Annotated in this window: 23 protein-coding genes; 9 read left to right on the top strand and 14 right to left on the bottom strand. The window is 61.2% G+C overall.

Annotation, left to right across the window (positions count from 1 at the left end; all coding sequences use genetic code 11):
* Nucleotides 1–126: 126 nt before the first annotated feature.
* The 9 genes from msrQ to mrcB form a co-directional block, all read right to left on the bottom strand.
* Nucleotides 127–747 (bottom strand): protein-methionine-sulfoxide reductase heme-binding subunit MsrQ, encoded by a 621-nt coding sequence (gene msrQ, locus ACP7E3_RS22480; RefSeq protein WP_017847456.1) that lies wholly within the window; start codon nucleotides 745–747, stop codon nucleotides 127–129.
* Nucleotides 747–1,760 carry a protein-methionine-sulfoxide reductase catalytic subunit MsrP gene (msrP, locus tag ACP7E3_RS22475; protein ID WP_017847455.1) on the bottom strand — a complete coding sequence of 338 codons (1,014 nt, stop codon included), beginning with the start codon at nucleotides 1,758–1,760 and terminating at the stop codon, nucleotides 747–749. The genes msrQ and msrP overlap by 1 nt, the downstream gene beginning before the upstream one ends.
* A gap of 63 nt (nucleotides 1,761–1,823) precedes the next feature.
* The gene (gene pssA, locus ACP7E3_RS22470; protein ID WP_017847454.1) at nucleotides 1,824–2,681 is read right to left on the bottom strand and encodes a CDP-diacylglycerol--serine O-phosphatidyltransferase; all 858 of its coding nucleotides are present in this window, start codon (nucleotides 2,679–2,681) and stop codon (nucleotides 1,824–1,826) included.
* Between the two features lie 144 nt (nucleotides 2,682–2,825).
* Nucleotides 2,826–3,842: a ketol-acid reductoisomerase gene (gene ilvC, locus ACP7E3_RS22465; protein WP_003212125.1), complete on the bottom strand. Its 1,017-nt coding sequence runs from the start codon at nucleotides 3,840–3,842 to the stop codon at nucleotides 2,826–2,828.
* 47 nt (nucleotides 3,843–3,889) lie between these two features.
* Nucleotides 3,890–4,381, bottom strand: coding sequence for an acetolactate synthase small subunit (gene ilvN, locus ACP7E3_RS22460; protein ID WP_003176102.1), 492 nt, complete (start codon nucleotides 4,379–4,381; stop codon nucleotides 3,890–3,892).
* A 2-nt stretch (nucleotides 4,382–4,383) separates the two neighbouring features.
* Entirely contained in the window at nucleotides 4,384–6,108 is a 1,725-nt protein-coding gene (locus tag ACP7E3_RS22455) for an acetolactate synthase 3 large subunit (RefSeq protein ID WP_046385175.1), read from the bottom strand.
* 431 nt (nucleotides 6,109–6,539) lie between these two features.
* Nucleotides 6,540–6,869, bottom strand: coding sequence for a YqcC family protein (locus tag ACP7E3_RS22450; RefSeq protein WP_128191749.1), 330 nt, complete (start codon nucleotides 6,867–6,869; stop codon nucleotides 6,540–6,542).
* A complete protein-coding gene (locus ACP7E3_RS22445) occupies nucleotides 6,869–7,603 on the bottom strand; it encodes a tetratricopeptide repeat protein (protein ID WP_046382058.1) in 735 nt (244 codons plus the stop codon). The genes ACP7E3_RS22450 and ACP7E3_RS22445 overlap by 1 nt, the downstream gene beginning before the upstream one ends.
* A gap of 16 nt (nucleotides 7,604–7,619) precedes the next feature.
* Nucleotides 7,620–9,944, bottom strand: a complete 2,325-nt coding sequence (gene mrcB / locus ACP7E3_RS22440) for a penicillin-binding protein 1B (RefSeq protein ID WP_026140090.1) — start codon at nucleotides 9,942–9,944, stop codon at nucleotides 7,620–7,622.
* A gap of 117 nt (nucleotides 9,945–10,061) precedes the next feature.
* On the opposite strand from mrcB, the gene ACP7E3_RS22435 reads away from it, so the two are divergent.
* The 3 genes from ACP7E3_RS22435 (at nucleotide 10,062) to ACP7E3_RS22425 (ending at nucleotide 12,532) form a co-directional block, all read left to right on the top strand.
* Nucleotides 10,062–11,618: an AAA family ATPase gene (locus ACP7E3_RS22435; protein WP_017847448.1), complete on the top strand. Its 1,557-nt coding sequence runs from the start codon at nucleotides 10,062–10,064 to the stop codon at nucleotides 11,616–11,618.
* A 92-nt stretch (nucleotides 11,619–11,710) separates the two neighbouring features.
* Nucleotides 11,711–12,055, top strand: coding sequence for a pentapeptide repeat-containing protein (locus tag ACP7E3_RS22430; RefSeq protein ID WP_017847447.1), 345 nt, complete (start codon nucleotides 11,711–11,713; stop codon nucleotides 12,053–12,055).
* A 204-nt stretch (nucleotides 12,056–12,259) separates the two neighbouring features.
* Nucleotides 12,260–12,532 (top strand): TfoX/Sxy family protein, encoded by a 273-nt coding sequence (locus ACP7E3_RS22425; RefSeq protein ID WP_017847446.1) that lies wholly within the window; start codon nucleotides 12,260–12,262, stop codon nucleotides 12,530–12,532.
* A gap of 220 nt (nucleotides 12,533–12,752) precedes the next feature.
* Here the strand turns inward: ACP7E3_RS22425 and ACP7E3_RS22420 are convergent, their stop codons facing one another.
* Genes ACP7E3_RS22420 through ACP7E3_RS22410 form a run of 3 tightly spaced genes read right to left on the bottom strand, consistent with a single transcriptional unit; the run spans nucleotide 12,753 to nucleotide 15,432 of the window.
* Entirely contained in the window at nucleotides 12,753–13,520 is a 768-nt protein-coding gene (locus tag ACP7E3_RS22420; protein ID WP_046382057.1) for a heme ABC transporter ATP-binding protein, read from the bottom strand.
* Nucleotides 13,520–14,503 carry a FecCD family ABC transporter permease gene (locus ACP7E3_RS22415; RefSeq protein WP_164887008.1) on the bottom strand — a complete coding sequence of 328 codons (984 nt, stop codon included), beginning with the start codon at nucleotides 14,501–14,503 and terminating at the stop codon, nucleotides 13,520–13,522. Before ACP7E3_RS22415 ends, ACP7E3_RS22420 begins: the two co-directional genes overlap by 1 nt.
* A 50-nt stretch (nucleotides 14,504–14,553) precedes the next feature.
* Nucleotides 14,554–15,432, bottom strand: coding sequence for a heme/hemin ABC transporter substrate-binding protein (locus tag ACP7E3_RS22410; RefSeq protein WP_426124413.1), 879 nt, complete (start codon nucleotides 15,430–15,432; stop codon nucleotides 14,554–14,556).
* Nucleotides 15,433–15,588: 156 nt separating this feature from the next.
* Between ACP7E3_RS22410 and ACP7E3_RS22405 the strand changes: the two genes are divergently transcribed.
* A complete protein-coding gene (locus ACP7E3_RS22405) occupies nucleotides 15,589–15,906 on the top strand; it encodes a Rieske (2Fe-2S) protein (RefSeq protein WP_046382054.1) in 318 nt (105 codons plus the stop codon).
* On the opposite strand, the gene sfsA is transcribed toward ACP7E3_RS22405, so the two are convergent.
* Nucleotides 15,903–16,616 carry a DNA/RNA nuclease SfsA gene (sfsA, locus tag ACP7E3_RS22400; RefSeq protein ID WP_017847441.1) on the bottom strand — a complete coding sequence of 238 codons (714 nt, stop codon included), beginning with the start codon at nucleotides 16,614–16,616 and terminating at the stop codon, nucleotides 15,903–15,905. The genes ACP7E3_RS22405 and sfsA overlap by 4 nt on opposite strands.
* The gene (locus ACP7E3_RS22395) at nucleotides 16,616–17,788 is read right to left on the bottom strand and encodes a pyridoxal phosphate-dependent aminotransferase (protein WP_426124410.1); all 1,173 of its coding nucleotides are present in this window, start codon (nucleotides 17,786–17,788) and stop codon (nucleotides 16,616–16,618) included. The genes sfsA and ACP7E3_RS22395 overlap by 1 nt, the downstream gene beginning before the upstream one ends.
* 321 nt (nucleotides 17,789–18,109) lie before the next feature.
* Here ACP7E3_RS22395 and dksA point away from each other — a divergent pair, with 321 nt between their 5' ends.
* The 5 genes from dksA (at nucleotide 18,110) to ACP7E3_RS22370 (ending at nucleotide 24,164) form a co-directional block, all read left to right on the top strand.
* Entirely contained in the window at nucleotides 18,110–18,553 is a 444-nt protein-coding gene (gene dksA, locus ACP7E3_RS22390; RefSeq protein WP_017847439.1) for an RNA polymerase-binding protein DksA, read from the top strand.
* 84 nt (nucleotides 18,554–18,637) lie between these two features.
* Entirely contained in the window at nucleotides 18,638–19,525 is an 888-nt protein-coding gene (gluQRS, locus tag ACP7E3_RS22385) for a tRNA glutamyl-Q(34) synthetase GluQRS (RefSeq protein ID WP_017847438.1), read from the top strand.
* A 62-nt stretch (nucleotides 19,526–19,587) separates the two neighbouring features.
* Entirely contained in the window at nucleotides 19,588–19,764 is a 177-nt protein-coding gene (locus ACP7E3_RS22380) for a hypothetical protein (RefSeq protein WP_003176118.1), read from the top strand.
* Nucleotides 19,748–22,702, top strand: a complete 2,955-nt coding sequence (locus ACP7E3_RS22375) for a sensor histidine kinase (protein WP_164887002.1) — start codon at nucleotides 19,748–19,750, stop codon at nucleotides 22,700–22,702. The genes ACP7E3_RS22380 and ACP7E3_RS22375 overlap by 17 nt, the downstream gene beginning before the upstream one ends.
* Before the next feature lie 22 nt (nucleotides 22,703–22,724).
* Nucleotides 22,725–24,164 carry a sigma-54-dependent transcriptional regulator gene (locus ACP7E3_RS22370; RefSeq protein WP_017847436.1) on the top strand — a complete coding sequence of 480 codons (1,440 nt, stop codon included), beginning with the start codon at nucleotides 22,725–22,727 and terminating at the stop codon, nucleotides 24,162–24,164.
* The last annotated feature ends 394 nt before the right edge of the window (nucleotides 24,165–24,558 follow it).

Genomic DNA, 24,558 nt, shown 5'->3' with positions numbered 1-24,558 from the left:
TCGATGAACTGAAGCAGGCCGCTGTCGAATCTTGCGTAACTCTTTGTTTACCAAGGAGTTTTCCGTTTCGACTGCGCCGGAAGTGGGGCGAATTATAGACGTCCAGGATTTGCCGTCAAGGGTTAATTACGCTTTTGTTGCAGAAGGTGCTTTTTTCGCAATAAGGCGCGGAATTCGCCGCATCACCGGCGGTATCCGCAGGACAAGAAGCAGCGCACCTATAGAAGCATAGATAGCCCACTCCTTCAGATCCGCCCGCACGATCCACAACATATGCAACAAGCCAAGCCCAAGCACGCCATACACCAGGCGATGCAACTTCTTCCAACGGCTGCCCAACCGACGCTGGCTGTAGCGATTCGACGTCAGCGCCAGCACCAACAAAGACAGGAAACCCAGGGCCCCCACAATAATGTAGGGGCGCTTACTCAATTCCACCCCCAACTGCGACCAATCCAGCCCCAGGACAAACACACAATATGCCGCCAGGTGCAGCACCACATAAGCAAAGCACCACAACCCCAACTGACGCCGCACCGCGATCCACCCTGCCCAACCGCTCAACTTCTGCAACGGTGTCATCGCCAGGGTAATCAGCAGCAGGATCAACGTGCCCAAGCCCAGCCGGTCAACCAGCACCTTGCCTGGGTCCGGCCCCAAGGCAGAACGCCACGCTTCGTACAGCCAGAGCAACGGCCATACCGCGGTGGCGATAAACACGCTGATGCGCCAGATCGGGAAACGCATCAGTAGTTCTTCCGCAGGTCGAGGCCGGTATAGAGCGCCGCCACCTCATCCGAGTAACCGTTGAACATCTGCGTCTCGCGCACATTCGGGCTGAACAGGCCACTCGGCAAGCGCCGCTCACGCGCCTGGGTCCAACGAGGGTGGTCGACCGTCGGGTTCACGTTCGCATAAAACCCGTACTCATTCGCCGCAATACTTTGCCAGGTGGTTTTCGGCTGCTCGCTCACCAAGCTGATACGCACGATGGACTTCACGCTCTTGAAGCCATACTTCCATGGCACCACCAAACGCAACGGCGCGCCATTCTGGTTAGGCAACTCGCGCCCATACATCCCCACCGCCAGAATCGCCAGGGGATTCATCGCCTCATCCAGACGCAGCCCTTCTACATAGGGCCAATCGATCAAGCCGAAACTCGAGCGCTGGCCCGGCATGCTTTTGGGGTCCTGGAGGGTTTCGAAGCGGATGTACTTGGCTTTGGAAGTCGGCTCAACCTGCTTGAGCAACGCCGAAATGGGAAAGCCCATCCATGGAATGACCATCGACCACGCCTCCACACAGCGCAGACGGTAGATTCGCTCTTCCAATTGATACGGCTTCATGAAGTCTTCCAGGGCGTAACGCCCCGGCTTTGCGACCTCGCCATCGATCACCACACTCCAGGGCTCGGTCTTGAGCGAACCTGCATTCGCCGCTGGATCGCCCTTGTCCGTGCCGAACTCATAGAAGTTGTTGTAGTGGGTCGCGTCCTTGAACGGGGTGATGGCTTCGTCCTTGACGGTTACCGCCTGCCATTTCGTACCCGGCAGTTTTTCGGCAAACCAGCCTGGCGCCTTGCCTGGTTCGACATCCGCATAGCGCGCGGCATCGTCAGCGCTGGCCCAGCGCGGCAAGCTGCTGGCGGCAACACCGGCCAGCGCACCACCGAGCAAGCTACGGCGAGACAGGTAGAAGGATTCAGGAGTGACGTCCGATTCATGACAATCGGACGCTTTGGGCAATTTGATTAACATGGCAACTCCGCAGCATTGGAGAACTGATGCACCAATAGACTGCGGAGTATGGGGGAAATTACATTAAGGCAATGTTTTGTCCCGACGCAGTTGCAGCAGATACTGAACCGGCCCGGAAGCGGCATACACCAGGAACACCAGCAGCAGAATACGCGGCGGATCGCTGAAGACCACGGCGAACACCAGCACCACCGCAAGGATGGCCACGAAAGGCACGCGCCCCTTGAGGTCGAGCTCCTTGAAGCTGTTGTACTTGATGTTACTGACCATCAGCATGCCGGCGGCCGCAACCATCAAGGCCACCAGGAACGACATCTTCGATCCCTGGATGCCGTAGTCACTGAACGCCCAGACGATCCCCGCCACCACGCCCGCAGCAGCCGGGCTGGCCAGGCCGATGAAGTAACGCTTGTCAGCGGTCCCCACCTGGGTGTTGAAGCGCGCCAGGCGCAACGCGGCGCCCGCGACATAGATGAAGGCCACCATCCAGCCGACCTTGCCCATGTCACCCAGGGCCCAGGCAAACGCCAGCAACGCAGGCGCGACACCAAAGGCAACCATGTCCGACAGCGAGTCATACTCGGCACCGAAGGCGCTTTGGGTATTGGTCATGCGCGCCACGCGCCCATCGAGACCGTCGAGCACCATGGCGACGAAGATGGCGATCGCCGCAAAACCGAAGTACTTGCTGGCACTCACCGCATCACCCGCCGCCAGCGCGCTCTGGGCGCTCATGGAGTTGATGATGGAGTAGAACCCGGCAAACAGGTTCGCCGTAGTGAACAGATTGGGCAGGAGATAGATGCCACGATGCCGGACCTTGCGGCCTTCCGCGTCATGCCCTTCTTCAACATGTTCATCGATCGGTAGCAGGCTATCGGCGTCAGAAGCCTGGTTTGGCTCTTCGGGACGTTCGCTCATGGACTTTACCTTGCAACGGTGTGAAAAAATTCGACAGATACTTGCGGCGAGTGTTCGCCCGCAAACGATGCAGCTTTATACCAGAACCAGCCACCCAAACGAAAAAACGCGGCCTAAGCCGCGTTTTTTCTAGATGCATCCGACTTAGTTTTTGGCTTTGTCGACGATCTTGTTGGCACCGATCCACGGCATCATGGAGCGCAGTTGCTCGCCGATGATTTCGATACCGTGAGCGGCGTTGTTACGACGCTTGGCGGTCATCGAAGGGTAGCCGGTAGCGCCTTCGCTGATGAACATTTTGGCGTATTCGCCGTCCTGAATGCGTTTCAGAGCGTTGCGCATGGCCTGACGGGACTCGGCGTTGATCACTTCCGGGCCAGTCACGTACTCGCCGTATTCGGCGTTGTTGGAGATCGAGTAGTTCATGTTGGCGATACCGCCTTCGTACATGAGGTCCACGATCAGCTTCAGTTCGTGCAGGCATTCGAAGTAGGCCATTTCCGGCGCGTAGCCGGCTTCAACCAGGGTTTCGAAACCGGCTTTGACCAGTTCAACGGTACCGCCGCACAGAACGGCTTGTTCGCCGAACAGGTCGGTTTCAGTCTCGTCCTTGAAAGTGGTTTCGATGATGCCGGTACGACCGCCACCAACGCCGGCAGCGTAGGACAGTGCAACGTTCTTGGCGTTGCCCGACGCGTCCTGGTAGATCGCGATCAGGTCAGGGATACCGCCGCCTTTGACGAACTCGGAACGCACGGTGTGGCCCGGGGCTTTCGGCGCGATCATGATCACGTCGAGGTCAGCGCGTGGCACGACTTGGTTGTAGTGGATCGCGAAGCCGTGGGAGAAGGCCAGGGTGGCGCCCTTCTTGATGTTCGGCTCGATTTCGTTCTTGTACAGCGCGGACTGGAACTCATCCGGGGTCAGGATCATGACCAGGTCGGCAGCGGCAACGGCAGAAGCAACGTCAGTCACTTTCAGGCCGTGGGCTTCAGCCTTGGCAACAGTGGCCGAGCCTTTGCGCAGGCCAACAGTCACGTCAACGCCGGAATCTTTCAGGTTGCAAGCTTGCGCGTGGCCCTGGGAACCGTAGCCGATGATGGCGACTTTCTTGCCCTGGATGATCGACAGGTCACAATCTTTATCGTAATAAACTTTCATGAGGTTCCTCTATATATCCAGGCCTTAAGGCCATTCACTAATTTGGGTTAGATGCTGAGTACTTTGTCGCCACGGGCAATCCCGGTGACACCACTGCGTACGGTTTCCAGAATCGAGGCCGTCCCGATCGACTGGATGAAGCTGTCCAGCTTGTCGCTTGTACCGGTCAATTGCACGGTATAAACGCTGGCGCTCACATCGACGATCTGCCCGCGATAAATGTCGGTAGTACGCTTGATCTCGGCACGTTGGGCGCCCGTGGCCTTGACTTTAACCAGCATCAGCTCGCGCTCGATGTGGGCACTTTCCGACAGGTCGACCAGCTTGACCACTTCGATCAGCTTGTTGAGGTTTTTGGTGATCTGCTCGATCACCTCATCGTGGCCCACGGTGGTCAACGTCAGGCGCGACAGGGTCGGGTCTTCGGTCGGTGCCACGGTCAGGCTTTCGATGTTGTAGTTGCGTTGCGAAAACAAGCCGACAACACGAGACAGAGCGCCGGGTTCGTTCTCCAGAAGCAGGGAGATTATGTGCCGCATGATTAGGTACGCTCCGTCTTGTTCAGCCACATGTCACGCATAGAGCCGTCTTTGATCTGCATCGGGTAGACGTGCTCGCTGGTATCCACCTGAATATCGATGAACACCAGGCGATCCTTCATGGCGAACGCTTCTTCCATCTTCGGCTTCAGATCTTTCAGATCGTTGATGCGAATACCGACGTGGCCGTAAGCCTCGACCAATTTGACGAAGTCGGGCAGCGATTCCATGTAGGAATGGGAGTGACGACTACCGTAGCTCATGTCCTGCCATTGACGAACCATGCCCAACACGCCGTTGTTCAGGCACACGATCTTCACCGGAAGGCCGTACTGCAGGCACGTCGACAGCTCCTGGATGTTCATCTGGATGCTGCCTTCGCCGGTGACGCATGCAACGTCGCTGTCCGGGAAGCTCAGTTTGACGCCCATGGCCGCAGGGAAACCAAAGCCCATCGTGCCCAGGCCACCGGAGTTGATCCAGCGGTTAGGCTTGTCGAACTTGTAGTACTGCGCGGCGAACATCTGGTGCTGGCCCACGTCGGAGGTCACAAAGGCATCGCCCTTGGTCACTTCGCACAGGGTCTCGATCACGGTTTGTGGCTTGATGATGCTGCCGTCGCCCTTGTCATAAGGGAACAGACCGCGGTCACCGCGCCATTCGTCGATCTGCTTCCACCAACTGGCGACAGCTTCTTTGTTTGGCGTCTCGCCGATTTCCTTCAGCGCAGCGACCATTTCGGTCAACACGCTTTCCACCGGACCTACGATCGGCACGTCGGCCTTGATGGTCTTGGAGATGGACGCCGGGTCGATGTCGATATGGATGATCTTGGCATTCGGGCAGAACTTGCTCGCGCCGTTGATCACTCGGTCATCGAACCGCGCGCCCACGGCCAGGATCACGTCGGCGTGGTGCATGGTCAGGTTGGCGGTGTAGCTGCCGTGCATGCCGAGCATGCCGACGAACTGACGGTCCGTACCCGGGAATGCGCCGAGGCCCATCAGGGTGTTGGTCACTGGCAGGTTGAGCAGCTTGGCCAGTTCGGTCAATGGTGCGGAACCGCCGCCCAGAATCACGCCACCGCCCGAGTACAGCACCGGACGCTTGGCCGCCAGGAGCATTTCTGCCGCCTTGCGGATCTGCCCCGAGTGCCCACGAACGGCCGGGCTGTAGGAACGCAGCTTGGCTTTCTTCGGGAAGACGTATTCGAATTTCTCGGCCGGGTTGGTCATGTCTTTCGGGATATCGACCACTACAGGGCCCGGGCGACCGGACTGTGCGAGGTAGAACGCCTTTTTCATGACTTCCGGGATTTCCGAGGCATGCTTGATCATGAAACTGTGTTTCACGATCGGCCGGGAGATACCGATCATGTCGGTTTCCTGGAATGCATCGGTACCGACCATGGTGCTAGCGACCTGGCCGGAAATGATCACCATCGGGATGGAGTCCATATAAGCAGTCGCGATGCCGGTAATGGCATTGGTTGCGCCTGGACCGGACGTTACCAGTACCACGCCGGCTTTACCGGTGGCACGGGCATAACCGTCAGCCATATGGGTTGCAGCCTGTTCGTGGCGAACCAGGATGTGGGTAACAGCCGGTTCCTTGAACAGTGCGTCATAGACGTGCAGCAGAGCACCACCAGGGTACCCGTAGATATAGTCAACGCCTTCGTCACGCAAAAAGCGGACGAGCATCTCACCGCCAGATAAAAGCTCCACGTTGTTCACCTCTAAAACGCCAGAATACCGTCCGTTAAAAACCGACGGGTCTTAATAGGTTTACTTCTCAACAGAGCATGAGCGACGGTGGTCGCCGACTACGTCAGCACTGACTGAGCAAGTATTGGGATCGTCCCAAGTGTTGCGGGCTCTTCCCACCCAGCGCGAGGTAACGCGTTGCGGGTGTAACAGGTCGGCGCGGATGTGCGCCTCATGATCTGCTGAGCGGGCCTGCTTCTGGCAGTCCCGATACAGCGGACTTTGGATTCTTCTGTTTCAGGCCCTTCAAGTCAAGCAATAATTGCGCTTTTTTCCAACTAAGCGCATGAGAACGTAGAAGAAAGGGCTTTGAGGAGGGATAAAACTCGCCTGAATGTCGTCAAGCGGTAGAAATGTGCGCAAGACTGCCGGAAAAACCGGCAGCCAGGCAATTAACGAGCGTCGACGATCAATTGGTCGAACTTTTTCAGCGCATTGCGCAAACCCTGGCTTTCCAGCGGCCGGTCGGTGTAGACCATCTCGGCCATCTCCATGATCCCGGAAGCATTTGGCAACGGCAGGTTCTGTTCGAGGATCTGCTTCATTCGCACCAGGAAGATCCACTGCAGCCACTGGTGGAAGTCCAGGGTGTCGACCGAAAAGGGCTCGACGCTGCTGAGCGCCTCGGCGCTGGGGGACACCTCGTCCCACCAGCCCTGCAGGCGCAATTCGCGCTCAATCAGCAACAGCTGTTCGGCAATCGCTGGAAAACGCGCATCCATCAGAGGCTGACCTTGGCTTTCTGCCGAGCCTGGGCGGCACCGGCAGCGTCGCCTTGTGCGGCACGCGCATCACCGATCAAGGCCCACAGGCTGGCCTGCAGGTCAGGACGGCCGCTGGCCAGGGTCAGGCCACGACGGGCAAACTGTTCGGCTTGCGGCGCATCGCCCTGGGCCATCCGCACCTGGGCCAGGCGATACAGCACCTGCGGTTCACGCGGCGCAACGCGCTGGGCGCGCTCGAGGCTCGACGATGCACCGTTCAAGTCGCCACCAGCCTGCTGTTGCTGGGCAGTGGTGAGCAAGGCCAGTACCGGGCCGTCCAGTTGCTCGTCAGCCGACAGGCCGCCCGCGCTGGAGGACGACGGAATGCCGCTTGGCGTCGACGGCATGGTGTAGGTGTTCTGGTTGATCGGCGCGGCCTGGACCGGCGTGGAGTCAATCGGCCCCGACGTGCTTGGCCCTGGCGTCCACGGCTCGGCGCTGATCGGCGCCGATGTCGCGGCACCGGCGCCCGGCACCATCACCACCACACCCGAATCCTGCGGCACGGCGCGGGTCGCGGCCTGGGCAGGACGCTTGGTCACGGTCTGACGGAAACCGCCATTGGCCGAGATCCGATCGTTATTGGAGACGGTTGTGCTCGAGTCCACCACGGGAATGGAGCCGCGCTGAACGCTGGAGCAACCGCCGAGCAAAGCCAGAGCTGTAATAGCTGGAATCCACCACTTGTTCACTTGAAACCCTCTTTGCTTAATTCATCCAGCCCTTGACCCAATCCATCACCGATTCCGCGCTTGCAGGGGCGCTGCCACCGCACGCGGCACCGGGAGGTGGTTCGCTGCCGCGAATATACGGCATCTGCACCGCGCCCGGACAGTTGGCATCGGAGCCCTGGCCGGTGTGCGGATCAATCCAGGCCTGCACGATGTTGTCCGGCTGCGGCATGCTCAGCGGCAACGGATCGGCCTTGCGCATGAAACTGGTCCAGACCTGCAACGCACCGGTCGCGCCGGTGAACGGCGTCTTGCCGTTGTCATCACGCCCCAGCCAGACCACGGCCAGCACATCCTGACCGAAGCCGGCGAACCAACTGTCACGCGAATCGTTACTGGTACCGGTCTTGCCCGCCAGTGTCAGGTTGGAAGGCAGGACCTTGTACACCGAGCTACCGGTACCTTCACGCATCACACGCTGCATGGCGTTCTGGATCAGGTAGATGGAGCCCGCGTCGAAACGCTGCTGAATCTGGAACGGATAGCGCTTGAGCGGCTCGCCTTCGGCCGTCAGCACGCTGCGAATGCCGCGCATCGGCGTGTTGAAACCGCCGTTGGCGAGGGTCTGGTACATGGTCGCCACTTCCATCGGCGTCATGGCACCGGCGCCCAGAAGCATCGATGGGAAGGCCGGGAATTCGCGGGTGATGCCCAGGCGCGCGAGGGTCTTGAGGACGTTCGGCACGCCCACTTCGAGCCCCAGGCGCGAGGTCGAGATGTTGTAGGAATGCGCCAGCCCCTGGTACAGGAACACCGTACCGTGAGAACGACGATCGAAGTTCTGCGGGGTCCAGACTTGGCCGTCAGCACCTTTGACCGACAGCGGGTCGTCCGACAGCCAACTGGTCAGGGTGTATTTGCTCGGTTTTTCCAACGCCGTCAGGTACACCGCCGGCTTGACCAGCGAGCCGATCGGCCGCACCGCATCCAGCGCACGGTTGAAGCCGGCGAAACTGGCCTGGCGGCTGCCGATCATGGCCTGGACTTCACCGGTTTCCGGGTTGGTCACCACCATGGCTGCTTCGACTTCGTCGGAGCCTTTACGCCCCGCCAGACGCTTGAAGGTGTCGTTGACCGACGCTTCGGCTTTCATCTGCAGGATCGGGTCGAAACTGGTGAAGATGCGCAGGCCTTCCTCGGTCAAGTCTTCGTCGCGGTAGTCTTCACGCAACTGGCGTTTGACCAGGTCGATAAAGCCCGGGAAGGAGCTGTCCGCCAGCTTGCCGCGGGTGGTCACGCCCAGTGGCATTTTCTTCGCCGCAGCAACCTGTTCCGCCGTGGCCACGCCCTGCTGCTCCAGCACGTCGAGCACCAGGTTACGCCGCTCAAGCGCGCGTTCAGGATTGCGCCGCGGGTTGTAGTAGGACGGCCCCTTGACCATGCCCACCAGCAACGCGACCTGATGCAACTTCAGCTCGGACAGCGGCTGGCCGAAGAAGAACTGGCTGGCCAGCCCGAAACCGTGGACCGCGCGCTGGCCGTCCTGGCCGACGAACACCTCGTTGAGGTAGGCCTCAAGGATTTCCTGCTTGCTGTAATGCAGCTCCAGCAGCATCGCCATCATGGCTTCGGTGAGTTTACGGGTCAGGCTGCGCTCGTTGGTGAGGTAGAAGTTCTTCACCAATTGCTGGGTCAGCGTACTGCCGCCCTGGGTCATTTTGCCGCCGGAGGTGTTGACCCAGATCGCACGGGCAATGGACTTCGGCGACACGCCCCAGTGGCTGTAGAAATCGCGGTCTTCCACGGCAACCAGGGTTTCAAGCAGATACGGCGGCACCTGATCGAGCTTGATCAGGATGCGATCTTCCAGGTTCTTCGGGTAAATCCCGCCGATCATCAACGGTTCCAGGCGCACCACGGGCAGCTTCGAGCCATTCAGCGACGATAGCTCGGCCACGTAGTCGCCGGAGAAGCGCACGCGCACCGGCTGGGGTTTTTCCAGGCCTTCATAGAACTGGAAGCCGCGGGTGTTCAAGTCCACGGTATTGCCGCTGACGGCCGCAGCGCCGGGGCCGTTGCTCACAGGTTCGCGGCGGTAGCCCAAGGCGTCGAGTTCGGTGAGGAAGTCATCCTTGCTCAGCTTCTGGCCGGTGAACAGCTCCAGCGGACGGGCGTACACCTTGGCCGGAATGGTCCAGCGCTTGCCGGAGAATTTTTCCTGGACCACGGCATCGAGGTACACCGCAAAGCCAGCGAGCACCACAAGACCCACCAGGCTGAGCTTGAGCGCCCAGCCCAGCCACGGGCGCAGGCCGCGGGAAGGAGGTTTTTTACGGGAACGGGGAGATCGGGTTCGAGTCATGGCGGCGGATTATACGCACTTTATCGATGATCAACATGAGCCGGACAGCGGTTTGCACAGCAGGCGTCAGCAGCCATAATGCCCGCCATGATTTCCCCTGACTTTGAAGGATCGCCCGTGAGCCAGCCCCTGATTGCCGCCCTGCAGAACCCGGCTTTATACCCCCATCCGGTTGAAGCGTTCCAAGTCATCGAGACCCATATTTCCTGGGTCATACTGACCGGCCCTTACGCTTATAAACTGAAGAAACCGGTGAACTTCGGCTTCCTGGACTTCACCAAACTGGAAGATCGCGGGCATTTCTGCAACGAAGAGCTGCGCCTGAACCAGCGCCTGACCAAAGATTTGTATCTTGAAGTGTTGCCGATCACCGGCACGGCCGAAGCGCCGCAATTGGGCGGTGACGGCCCGGTCATCGAATACGCGCTGAAAATGCGTCAATTCCCGCAAAGCCAGTTGCTCAGCACCTTGCAAGCCAACGGTGAGCTGACCAGCGCGCACATCGACGAGATGGCCAAACAGATCGCGCACTTCCACCTCACCGCACCGAAAGTGCCGCAAGAGCACCCGGCCGGCACCCCCGACGAAGTGATGGCACCGGTACGCCAGAACTTCGATCAGATCCGCCCGTTCCTCAGCGACAAAGCCGACCTGCTGCAACTCGAAGCCCTGCAAGCCTGGGCCGAAAGCAGCTTCGAACGCCTCAAGCCGCTACTGGCACAGCGCAAGCACGATGGTTTCACCCGCGAGTGCCACGGCGATATCCACCTGGGCAATGCCACCTTGATCGATGGCCACGTGGTGATCTTCGACTGCATCGAGTTCAACGAACCGTTTCGCTTCACCGACGTGTACGCCGACACCGGCTTCCTGGCCATGGACCTGGAAGACCGCGGCCTCAAATCCCTGGCACGCCGGTTCATCAGCCAGTACCTCGAACTGACCGGCGACTACCAGGGCCTGGAAGTGCTGAACTTCTATAAAGCCTACCGCGCACTGGTCAGGGCCAAAGTCGCGCTGTTCAGCATGCCCAGCGAAGCGAGCCCGGTGCAGCGCGCCACCACCCTGCGCCAGTACCGCAACTACGCCAACCTGGCGGAGAGCTACAGCATTATTCCGTCGCGCTTCCTGGCGATTACCCACGGCGTTTCCGCTGTAGGCAAAAGCCACGTGGCCATGCGCCTGGTGGAAGCCTTGGGCGCCGTTCGCCTGCGTTCGGACGTGGAGCGCAAGCGCCTGTTTGGTGAACAACAGGTGGAAAACACGCCCCAGGCCGGCATCTATGCTGCCGACGCCAGCGCGAAAACCTACGCCCGCCTGAACGAGATCGCCGAGACCGTGCTGCGCGCCGGGTTCCCGGTGGTACTGGATGCGACCTTCCTGAAACGCGCACAACGCGATGCCGCCGCCAAAGTCGCCGAAGCGACGGGCGCGCCGTTCCTGATCCTGGACTGCAATGCGCCGCAGGCCGTTATCGCCAGTTGGCTGGCACAACGTCAGGCAGACAAGAACGATCCGTCTGACGCTACATTGACGATCATTGAAGAGCAGCAGGCCCAACGCGAACCGCTGACAGCCGAAGAGCTGTTGCTGAGCAAGCGCGTCGAGACCAATCAAAGCGGAACCCTCGATGCACTGGTCGAGCAAATTCGCCAGCGCATGCCTGGTCTGTAAGAAAAACTTCTTGGTCGCGTCGTCACCTTAGGCGAGCGGCCAAGCAATAGTGGCACTATAATGGCGCCATAAATCCAACAGGTGTCGCTATCATGAGTCAGCCCAAGCTTCTTGATACCCCGCTCTATTCGCTTCTGCATAAAGACGATATCCGCGGTTTCAACCAGGAACGCCCCAAAGACGGCGTCATCGACATGCGCGGTGGCGACTTCCGCGGGCTGGATCTGCGCGATCTGAACGCCAGCGGCGTGGACTTCACCGATGCGTACTTCCGTTCCGCCGATTTGCGCGGGCTGGACTTGCGCGACTGCTCACTGGAAGGCGCGAGCCTGGCCCATGCGCAGATATCGGGCACCTACTTCCCGCCGGAACTGACGGCCGACGAGATCCTCATGTCGGTCAATTTCGGCACGCGCCTGCGCTACCGCACCAAGTAACACGCCCTCCCAAGCCCCCGGTCTCGTGCAATACGGACCGGGGACTTCGCGCCTGCCCGCAATAAAACGTCGACGCCATCCTTATAAGCTTTTGCGCCATTCCTGACCAAAGAACTACGCTTTTCCTACTGAGCGCTACACTCCTTTTCAGGCTTGCCTGGTCACGACACCCACCGCACCATTCGGCCGTCGCAAGGAGGCTCGATGAACGATGAGCTGCAACACCTGAGAAACCTTGGCAAGACCTCGGCGCAATGGCTGCATGCGGCGGGTATCCACAGTGCGTCAGACCTGCGGCGCCTGGGCGCGGTCGATGCTTATCGAGCCGTTCGCACGCGTGGCTTCCGTGCCTCGAAAGTCTTGCTGTATGCAATCGAAGGGGCATTGATGGATGTGCATTGGAACGACATCCCAGCCGAACGCAAGGAGGCGCTGAACCGCCAATTGGATGCTATCTCGGCGCGCCAGAAGAATTAGATCGACGACCCCACCCGCCGCGGACAAAGATTCCGGACAAGGGCCTGTGAAAACAAATCTTGACTCTCAAATGAGAATCGTTATGATTATCACAACTGATCGCGAGATCAGCCGATAACTGAAAGACCATTGGTTCGGACTCTCAGATTATCTCCTCATCAGGCTAATCACGGTTATTTGACCCGGCTCTTGCCGGGTCTTTTTTTGCCGGTAAAAAGCCTCAGCGCGCAATGATCAACGGATGCCCGCGCTCCGGATGCGGCTGCACCAGCACATCCAGCCCGAAGACCGCTTTGAGCGGCTCAGGCCGCAGAACCTGTGCCGGGGTATCCAGCGCATGGGGGCGGCCCGCGTCGAGCAACAGAATCCGGTCGCAGTAACGCGCCGCCAGGTTCAGGTCGTGCAGAATCACCAGCACTGCTGCGCCACGGTCAGCAAAGCGGCGTATCGCCTGCAAGGTCGTGTGTTGATGCAAAGGGTCAAGCATCGAGGTCGGCTCATCCAGCAGCAACGTCTGCCCCGCCTGCCCGGGCCATAACTGCGCCAGCACCCGCGCCAGGTGAACGCGCTGCCGCTCGCCACCCGACAAGGCCAGGTAACTGCGACCGCTCAAGTGCCCGACATCCGCGGCCTGCAACGCGGCATCGATAATCTCGTCATCCCGCACGCGCCCGGTCTGATGGGGCAAGCGGCCCATGCCGACCACCTCTTCGACACGAAAGGCGAAATCCAGGGTTGAAGCCTGCGGCAACACGGCCAGGCGTTGCGCGCGTTGCGACCCGCTCCAGTCTTTCAGTTCGTGCTGATCCAGCCACACCTGACCTTGATCCGGGTGCAGTTCCCCGCACAACGCGCCCAGCAACGTGCTCTTGCCCGCGCCATTCGGGCCCAGCACGCCAAGCACCTGGCCGGGCAACAGGTCCAACGTGACATCCGCCAGTACGGTTTTGCGACCGCGACGAATCCTCAGCCCTTCCACTCGCAGCATCAGGCGCGCCCTCGCAACAACAGGTAAAGAAAAAATGGTGCACCAATCAACGCGGTGACGATACCGATCGGCAACTCCGCCGGCGCCAAGGCCAGGCGCGCGACCAGATCCGCCAACAGCAGCAAGCTCGCCCCCGCCAGCACCGAGGCGGGTAACAGCACGCGATGATCCGGCCCGGCCAACAATCGCACCAGGTGCGGCACCACCAGGCCGACGAAGCCGATCATCCCCGCTGCCGCCACCGCCGCGCCCACGCCCAATGCGGTGCAGAACACCAATTCGCGCTTGAGCCGCTCAACATCGACCCCGAGATGAGCGGCCTCGGATTCGCCGAGCAACAGTGCATTCAATGCCTTCGCCCGCCGCGGCAGCCACAGCGCCACGCCAGCGCTCACCAGCAGCAACGGCCACAGGCGCGAATAGCTGGCGCCATTGAGGCTGCCCAGGTTCCAGAACGTCAGTGTGCGCAGGGTGGCGTCATCGGCCAGGTAGGTAAACAAGCCCACCGCCGAGCTGGCGAGCGCCGTGAGGGCGATGCCGGCGAGCAGCATGGTCGCGACATGGGTCTGGCCGTTGCGCCGCCCCAGCCGGTAGACCAGCGCCGTCACCCCCAACCCACCGAGAAACGCGCACAACGACAACAGATACGGGCCGAACACCTCCGGCAACCCACCCAGAAACGAGCCACCGACAATGGCGAAGGCCGCACCGAGTGCCGCGCCGCTGGATACCCCGACCAACCCCGGATCAGCCAGCGGGTTGCGAAACAACCCCTGCATCGCTACGCCCGACAAGGCCAATACACCGCCCACCGCCAGCCCCAGCAAGGTCCGCGGCAAACGGATCTGCCCGAGAATCAGCTCCGCCTGCTCCAGGCCACTGGCCTCGATCGGCACGCCCATCAGGCGCAAGGCCGCCCTGAGCGTATCCAGCAACGGCAGGCTGACCGGCCCCAGCGCCAATGAAAGCCAGATCGCCAGCACACACAACAGCGTCAGGCTGATAAACAGCGTTCGGGGTTTCACCAGCGTACTCATGGGGCAGACGTGGCCTGGGACGGATAGAAGTCGGCCGACAACTGCACCAGGCTTTGCGGCAGACGCGGCCCGAGCCCGCCGACCAGCAGCGTCGGGTCCACCTCAAACACCCGTGCCTGTTTAGCCGCCGGCGTGGACGCCAGGATCGGGTTCTCCTTGAACAAGGCCGCACGCGCCGCCTCGCCGCTCAGCGCACGGTCGGCAAACACCAGCACCTCGGGGCTCAACCCGGCCAACGACTCCATGGAAAACGGCTTATAACCGCTGTGGGTCGCCAGGTTGCGCCCGCCCGCCTGCCGCAGCATCCAGTCAGCCGCCGTGTCTTTGCCAGCGATCAGCGGCTTGCCGCCGGCATTGCCGAGCAGCATCAACACCCCCGGGGCCTTGTGTGTGGCCTGGGCTGTGGTAACCCAACGTTTCTGCCGGTCAAGCGCCTGTTCATACGCGGTAAACAATGCATGGGCCTTGGCCTCACTGCCCAACAACCTCCCCAGGTGTTCGAGGTTGCCTTTCAACGTCGGCAAATCCGGCTGCGCCGAGAACATTTCCACCTGCACCCCGGCGTTGCGAATCTGCGCCAGCACTGGCGGCGGCCCCATTTCCTCGGTGCCCACCAGGACCTGCGGGCGCAGACTGAGAATGCCCTCGGCCGACAACTGCCGCTGATAACCGACGCTCGGCAATGCCTTGAGCGAAGCCGGATGCTGGCTGGTGGTGTCGACGCCCACCAACTTCGACTCACCGCCCAGGGCCGTCACCCACTCCGATAACGCGCCGCCAGCACTCACCCAGCGTTGCGGCAGTTCCGAGGCGTGCGCCCCAGGGTTGAGCATCAGTCCGACAACAAGCGCGATAGCGCTGGCACTCAAGCGCATAACAGGGTTTCCTTCCAGGGGCGGGGCTGCTGAAACACTCATGGATGTGACAGATACCTCTTGCCGGGCATCGTACTGAGCGCCCAGTCAGCTAACGGGCGAAGCCTGCATTTGATAATTGTTTGCATTTGAACGTCAAGGCACTTAAGGATTGGAATGAAGTTTCTCTGCCCCTCCGACACCCTCGCCCCCAACAGCAGCCGTGGTTTTGATATCGACGGGCACAAACTGTTGGCCGTGCGCCGGGATGGCATCGCCTACTTCTATCGCAATCGCTGCCCCCATCGCGGCGTCCCCCTGGAATGGCAGCCCGATCACTTCCTCGACGCCAGCGCCAGCCTGATCCAATGCGCCACCCACGGCGCGTTGTTCCTGATCGAGAGCGGCGAATGCATCGCCGGCCCCTGCGCGGGTCAAAGCCTCACTGCCCTGCCCGGCCGCGAAGACGAACAGGGCCTGTGGGTAGAACTCTAGTCGCCGAGCAGCACGTCCAAGCGGCGTTCGACGTAAATTTCCTCGGCCGTGACACGCACACCATACGCCAGCACTTCCACGCCCGCGGCCTTGGCCTCGCGCAGGGCGGCAGCGTAGGCCGCGTCGATTTCCACGGCCGGGCGCACGGCCTCGATCCCGGACAGGTTGACGCAATACAGCTGCACCGCCCGCACACCATCCCGGGCCAGGTGCGCCAGCTCGCGTAGATGCTTGGCACCGCGCTGGGTCACGGCGTCCGGAAACGCCGCAATCGAGGTGCCATCGAACCCCAGCGTCACACTTTTGACTTCGACATAGGCCGCCCCCTCGGGGTAATCCAGGCGAAAATCAATGCGGCTGTTCTCCTGACCGTAAGGCACTTCACGCTTCAACGCGCTAAAGCCGTTGAGTTCGGTGATGACCCCGGCATGCAACGCCTCCTCAACCAGTTGATTGGCACGCGCCGTATTGACGCACGCGAGGCGGCCTTGAGGGGTCTCGGCAATTTCCCAGGTGCCGGGCAACTTGCGCTTGGGGTCAGTGGAGCGACTGAACCAGACCTGCCCGCCCTCGACCATGCAATTGAGCATCGAGCCGGTATTGGGGCAGTGAATGGTCAACAACTCGCCGGTAACGGTTTCGATATCGGTGAGAAAACGCTTGTAGCGGCGAATCAGCCGCGCCTCTTCGAGGGGAGGATGGAAGCGCATCAGCCCTGCCAGCTCCGCAGCCCACGGGCGATGCGCTCTACCGCCTCTTGCAGCCGATCAAGGTTTTGCGTGTAGGCAAAGCGCACATGGTGGCCGGCTTGATAACGACCGAAATCCAGCCCGGGGGTGAACGCCACATGTTCGGTCTCAAGGAAATGACGGCAAAACGCGAAGGCATCACCGCCGAACGCGCTGATATCGGCGTACAAATAGAACGCCCCTTCCGGTTCGACGGCAATACCGAAGCCCAACTCGCGCAGGGCCGGCAGCAGGAAGTCGCGACGGCGCCCGAACTCGGCACGACGCGCTTCCAGGATGCTCAGGGTTTGCGGGGTGAAGCAGGCCAACGCCGCGTACTGCGCCATGCTCGGAGCGCTGATGTAGAGGTTTTGCGCGAGCTTCTCCAACTCACCGACCGCATCGGGCGGTGCCACCAGCCAACCCAGGCGCCAGCCGGTCATGCCGAAATACTTCGAAAAACTATTCAGGACAAACGCATCATCGTCGACTTCCAGCACGCTGGCCGCCTCGGTGCCGTAAGTGAGGCAGTGGTAGATCTCGTCCACCACCAAATGGCCGTTACGCGCCTTGATGGCACTCGACAACCCGGCCAGTTCGTCCCGCGTCAGGATGGTGCCGGTGGGGTTGGCCGGCGATGCGACCAGCGCGCCCACGCTGTCCTGGTTCCAGTGCTTGGCCACCAGGTCGGCGGTCAATTGATAACGCACGTCCGGACCCACGGGCACCAACTGCGCCGCGCCTTCCACCAGGCGCAGGAAGTGGCGGTTACACGGGTAACCCGGGTCGGCCAACAGCCAGTGTTTACCAGGGTCCACCAGCAGGCTGCTGGCCAACAGCAACGCGCCGGAGCCGCCCGGGGTGATCAGGATGCGCTCGGGGTCCACGCTCAGGCCGTAGCGTTGCTGGTAGAAACCGCTGATGGCATGGCGCAGTTCCGGCAGGCCGCGGGCTGCGGTATAGCGGGTCTTGCCATTGGCCAGCGCGGCCTGGCCGGCCTGGATGATCGGCTCGGCGGTGGTGAAATCCGGTTCGCCGATTTCCAGATGGATGACATCATGGCCTGCCGCTTGCAGCTCATTGGCTCGCGCCAGCAACGCCATGACATGAAAAGGTTCGATGGCGCGACTGCGCGCACTGTAGGGCTGAGCCATTAGCCTTCCTTAACGGTGAGGACAAAAACAGCGATTCTACCGAACCCTCGCGGTAAAACATGCTCTATTGCCTGCCAGGCCGTCCACGATGAACCCGGCAAGCGCTTGCAAAACGACTAAAATCAACCTTCGAGACGATTCATACCCAGCCACAGCGGGTTGCTGCTGTTTGCAACCCCTGCGTGATGGGCCTCGACAACCGGGAGTGGCGCACCCTGAATCTATCTGGTAAGTTCGCCCGCTTGCAGCCGCAGGGCCGGCAGGTGTCGGTGACGTTGCAATCCTGCGCAATGGATTAGAAGAGTGAGAGGCGGTCTATTCATGTCCACCCAAGCAAAGCAACAGCAATCCCCAGGCCTCAGCGGCTTCGAACCTTACGTCACGAAGGAAGGTGAGGAGTACATGGGCGAGCCCATGCGCGAGCACTTCACCAAGATCCTTAACAAGTGGAAACAAGACTTGATGCAGGAGGTCGACCGCACCGTTGACCATATGAAGGACGAAGCAGCCAACTTCCCTGATCCGGCCGACCGTGCGAGCCAGGAAGAAGAGTTCGCCCTTGAACTGCGTGCCCGTGATCGCGAACGCAAGCTGATCAAGAAGATCGACAAGACACTGCAGTTGATCAAGGACGAAGAATACGGCTGGTGCGAATGCTGCGGCATCGAAATCGGTATTCGCCGCCTGGAAGCACGTCCTACCGCCGACATGTGCGTGGACTGCAAGAACCTGGCAGAAATCAAGGAAAAACAGGTCGGCAAGTAACCCCTGCCGAGCTGAACGAATGGGGCGTACAAACGCCCCATTTTTGTTTCTGGCGTTTAGCGATTTTCCAGTAGTATCCGGCCCATGACAGCCTCTCCCTATATCGGGCGTTTCGCCCCCACGCCCAGCGGCCACCTGCACTTCGGCTCGCTGGTCGCCGCCCTCGCCTCTTACCTTGACGCCCGCGCCAACCATGGCCGCTGGCTGATGCGTATGGAAGACCTCGACCCTCCCCGCGAAGAACCCGGCGCCCAGGCGGCAATCCTGCATGCCCTGGAAAGCTATGGCTTCGAATGGGACGGTGAACTGGTCCGACAAAGCGACCGGCACGATGCCTACGCCAAGGTGCTGAACGACCTGTTCAACCACGGCCTGGCCTACGCCTGTACCTGCTCGCGCAAACAGCTGGAGCCCTACCACGGGATCTACCCTGGCTTGTGCCGTAATGCCGGTCATGAGCAGCACGATGCGGCCATCCGCCTGCGCGTCCCGGAGCTGGAGTACCACTTTACCGACCGCGTACAAGGCGAATTCCGACAACACCTGGGCCGCGAAGTGGGTGACTTCATCATCCGTCGCCGTGACGGCCTCTACGCCTACCAACTGGCCGTGGTGCTCGATGACGCCTGGCAAGGTGTTACCGACATCGTGCGCGGCGCCGACCTGCTCGACTCCACGCCGCGCCAGCTGTACCTGCAAGAATTATTGGGGCTGCGCCAACCTCGTTACCTGCACGTGCCGCTGATCGTCCAGCCGGACGGTAACAAGTTGGGCAAATCCTATCGTTCCCCGCCCTTGACCACGGACCAGGCCACGCCTTTGCTGTTGAGAGCCCTGCGCGCCCTCGGCCAGCAACCCGGCGACGAACTGCTGCACGCCAGCCCACGGGAACTGCTGGATTGGGGCATTGCCCACTGGGATGCGCAGCTGATCCCGCGCACACTCACGCTGGCCGAAGCGCAGTTGCGCTGAAGGCGCTTGCAGCCGGCCAGGCATCCGTTACCATCGCCGCAGTTATTCAATCAGAGGCCAACATGTACATCTATCGCTTGGTCCTGCTGCTGGTCGTCGGGATCTACCTGTTTTCCCCCGCCATCATGGATTGGTGGATCGACGCCACGGGCGCCTGGTATCGCCCCTATCTGCTGTGGCTGATCCTGATCGTCGTGACTTTCATCCTGCAGAGCCAAAAAGATGCCGATGAGCTTTAGCCTCACCCAGATGCTGCTGATCAGCGCCGCCTACCTGGCCGCGCTGTTCGGTGTCGCCTGGATCAGTGAGCGCGGAATGATTCCGCGGGCGATCATTCGCCATCCGTTGACCTACACCTTGTCCTTGGGCGTCTACGCCAGCGCCTGGGCGTTCTATGGCACGGTGGGCCTGGCCTATCAGTATGGGTATGGCTTTCTGTCCAGTTACCTCGGGGTGTCCGGGGCCTTCTTGCTGGCGCCGGTGCTGCTGTACCCGATCCTGAAGATCACCCGCACCTATCAGTTGTCGTCCCTGGCCGACTTGTTCGCCTTCCGCTTTCGCAGCACCTGGGCCGGCGCGCTGACCACGATTTTCATGCTGATCGGCGTGCTGCCCTTGCTGGCCCTGCAGATCCAGGCAGTGGCCGACTCCATCAGCATCCTGACCCGTGAGCCGGTGCAGTATCGCGTGGCCCTGGCCTTCTGCGCGCTGATCAGCCTGTTCACGATTTTCTTCGGCTCACGCCACATCGCCACCCGTGAGAAACACGAAGGCCTGGTCTTCGCGATTGCTTTCGAGTCGGTGATCAAGCTGATCGCCATCGGTGGCGTCGGCCTGTATGCGCTCTACGGCGTATTCGACGGCCCGCAACAGCTGGAGTTGTGGCTGCTGCAAAACCAGACCGCCCTCGCCGCGCTGCACACCCCGCTGCAGGAAGGCCCGTGGCGCACGTTGCTGCTGGTGTTCTTCGCCTCGGCCATCGTGATGCCGCACATGTACCACATGACGTTCACCGAGAACCTCAACCCGCGCTCGCTGGTCAGCGCCAGTTGGGGCTTGCCGCTGTTCCTGCTGTTGATGAGTCTGGCGGTGCCGCTGATCCTGTGGGCCGGCCTGAAGTTGGGCGCCACCACCAACCCCGAATATTTCACCCTCGGCGTCGGCATCGCCGCCAACAGCCCGGCCCTGGCGCTGCTGGCCTATGTCGGCGGGTTGTCGGCGGCCAGTGGCCTGATCATCGTCACCACGCTGGCGCTCTCGGGCATGGCGCTCAATCACCTGGTGCTGCCGCTGTACCAGCCGCCGGCCGAAGGCAATATCTACCGCTGGCTGAAATGGACCCGCCGCGCGCTGATCGTCGCGATCATCATGGCCGGCTACGGTTTCTACCTGCTGCTGGGCGCCGGGCAAGACCTGGCCAACCTGGGGATCGTCGCGTTTGTCGCCACCTTGCAGTTCCTGCCGGGGGTGTTGTCGGTGCTGTACTGGCCGACGGCCAATCGACGCGGCTTTATCGCCGGGTTGCTCGCCGGGATTCTGGTGTGGCTGGTGACCATGTTGCTGCCGTTGGTCGGCAACCTGCAGGGTTTCTACATCCCGCTACTGAACATGATCTACGTGCTCGACGACACCAGCTGGCACATGGCGGCGATCGCCTCGCTGGCCGCCAACGTGCTGATGTTCACCCTGATCTCGCTGTTCACCAACGCCAGCCCGGAAGAAACCAGCGCCGCCGAAGCCTGCGCGGTGGACAACGTGCGCCGCCCGCAACGCCGTGAACTGCATGCCGCCTCGCCCCAAGAGTTCGCCACGCAACTGGCCAAGCCCCTGGGCGCCAAGGCCGCGCAAAAGGAAGTCGAACAAGCGCTGCGCGACCTCTATCTGCCGTTCGACGAGCGCCGCCCCTACGCCCTGCGCCGCCTGCGCGACCGAATCGAAGCCAACCTGTCCGGGCTGATGGGCCCCAGCGTGTCGCAGGACATGGTGGAAACGTTCCTGCCCTACAAGGCGAGCGGCGAAAACTACGTCACTGAAGACATCCACTTCATCGAAAGCCGGCTCGAGGATTATCACTCACGCCTCACTGGCCTGGCCGCCGAACTCGATGCCCTGCGCCGCTACCACCGCCAGACCTTGCAGGAACTGCCGATGGGGGTCTGCTCCCTGGCCAAGGACCAGGAGATTCTGATGTGGAACAAGGCCATGGAAGAACTCACCGGCATTGCCGCGCAACGGGTCGTGGGCTCGCGCCTCAATACCCTGGGCGACCCGTGGAAGGAACTGCTGCAAGGCTTTATCAACCTGCCCGACGAACACTTGCACAAGCAGCACCTGGCCCTCGACGGCCAGACCCGCTGGCTCAACCTGCACAAGGCGGCGATCGACGAGCCCCTGGCCCCCGGTAACAGCGGCCTGGTGTTGCTCGTCGAAGACCTGACCGAAACCCAGATGCTCGAAGACAAGCTGGTGCATTCCGAGCGCCTGGCCAGTATCGGTCGCCTGGCGGCCGGCGTGGCCCATGAAATCGGCAACCCGATCACCGGTATCGCCTGCCTGGCGCAGAACCTGCGCGAAGAGCGCGAGGAAGACGGCGAAATCACCGAGATCAGCGGGCAGATCCTCGAACAGACCAAGCGCGTGTCGCGCATCGTGCAGTCGCTGATGAGCTTCGCCCACGCCGGCGCCCATCAGAACCACGACGAAGCGGTGTGCCTGGCCGAAGTGGCACAGGATGCCATTGGGCTGCTGGCCTTGAATCGGCGCAATTTCGAAGTACAGTTCTTCAACCTATGCGATCCGGACCACTGGGTCGACGGTGACTCCCAGCGCTTGGCGCAGGTGTTGATCAACCTGCTGTCGAACGCCCGCGACGCGTCCCCGGCCGGCAGTGCGGTACGCGTCAAGAGCGAGGCTTTCGAGCACACGGTCGACCTGATCGTGGAGGACGAAGGCAGCGGCATTCCACAGAACATCAAGGACCGCTTGTTCGAACCCTTCTTCACCACCAAGGACCCCGGTGAAGGCACCGGTCTGGGCCTTGCACTGGTCTATTCCATCGTTGAAGAGCATTATGGACAAATCACCATCGACAGCCCGGCTGACACAGAAAGCCAACGCGGCACCCGTATTCGGGTGACCTTGCCGCGTCATGTCGAAGCGACGTCCGCTGTGAACTGAGACCGTCGAGAGAATTGAATCAATGCCGCACATTTTGATCGTCGAAGACGAAACCATTATCCGCTCTGCCTTGCGTCGCCTGCTTGAACGTAATCAGTACCAGGTCAGCGAAGCCGGCTCGGTGCAGGAAGCCCAAGAGCGGTTCAGTATTCCCACGTTCGACCTGATTGTCAGCGACCTGCGCCTGCCCGGCGCGCCGGGCACCGAGTTGATCAAGCTCGGCCAGGGCACCCCGGTGCTGATCATGACCAGCTACGCCAGCCTGCGCTCGGCGGTGGACTCCATGAAGATGGGCGCGGTGGACTACATCGCCAAGCCGTTCGACCACGATGAGATGCTCCAGGCCGTGGCCCGCATCCTGCGTGACCGCCAGTCGGCCAGCAGCGCTACGGCCGAACAGCGTCCCGCTGGCAAGGCGGCCAACGGCGCCGACAAGCCGGGCGTCGACAACAGCAATGGCGAGATCGGCATCATCGGCTCCTGCCCACCGATGCAGGACCTGTACAGCAAGATCCGCAAAGTGGCGCCGACGGACTCGAATGTGCTGATCCAGGGCGAATCGGGGACCGGTAAGGAACTGGTGGCCCGCGCCCTGCACAACCTGTCCAAGCGCGCCAAGGCACCGATGATCTCGGTGAACTGCGCGGCAATCCCCGAATCCCTGATCGAGTCCGAACTGTTCGGCCACGAGAAAGGCGCGTTTACCGGCGCCAGCGCCGGGCGTGCGGGCCTGGTGGAAGCGGCGGACGGCGGCACGCTGTTCCTCGACGAAATCGGCGAACTGCCCCTGGAAGCCCAGGCGCGCCTGCTGCGTGTACTGCAAGAAGGCGAAATCCGCCGGGTGGGCTCGGTGCAATCGCAGAAGGTCGATGTGCGCCTGATCGCGGCCACTCACCGCGACCTCAAGAGCCTGGCCAAGATCGGCCAGTTCCGTGAAGACTTGTATTACCGCCTGCATGTGATCGCACTCAAGCTGCCGGCCCTGCGGGAACGGGGTGCCGACGTCAACGAGATCGCCAATGCGTTCCTGTTGCGCCAGAGCGCGCGCATCAACCGTACCGACCTGCGGTTCGCCGCAGACGCCGAGCAGGCGATTCGGCACTACTCGTGGCCGGGTAACGTGCGGGAGTTGGAGAACGCGGTCGAGCGTGCGGTGATTCTGTCGGAGAGTCCGGAAATTTCCGCCGAACTGCTGGGTATCGATATAGAGCTCAGTGACCTGGAAGACGACGACTTCATCGGCCTGGCCCCGCAACAGGGCGCCGCCGGCAATACCAGCCATGAACCGACGGAAGATTTGTCACTGGAAGACTACTTCCAGCATTTCGTCCTCGAGCACCAGGACCACATGACCGAGACCGAACTGGCGCGCAAGCTGGGCGTAAGCCGCAAGTGCCTGTGGGAACGGCGCCAACGCCTGGGCATTCCACGGCGCAAGACCGGAGTGGCCAGCGAAAGCTGAGGGCGCGCGCCCACAGGTAACACCCGCCAATGTGAAAAAACTGTTACCGCGGATATTTCGCGTAACAAAAGCCGGGGCTTACGGTAACGAAGCCCCGGCTTTTTTTTCGCCGCCAAACAGCCAAAACCCCCTCAACCCCCTGGTTTTGCTGGTCGGCGCAAAAGTTGGCACGCACCCTGCTATATGCTTAGTACAAAAACAATAACAAGCTTTGTACAAGACAATAAAAATAAGACGAATCGACTCACGCACAATAAAAACAACACGGCGGAGGCGCAGCTAACTGATTCTTTTGGAGAGGCGTTGCATTTGGGGCTTGCCCCGCAACCAGGCCGAGAACAACAAAAACTGCCCTAAGGCAGAGCCTGAACTGGTTGGATCGTAGATCAGCAAC

Origin of the sequence: Pseudomonas sp. PSPC2-3 (assembly GCF_049898265.1) — a bacterium.
GTDB lineage: Bacteria > Pseudomonadota > Gammaproteobacteria > Pseudomonadales > Pseudomonadaceae > Aquipseudomonas > Aquipseudomonas veronii.
The sequence above is the reverse complement of the archived record's forward strand: the minus strand, read 5'-3'. Positions and strand labels throughout refer to the sequence as shown.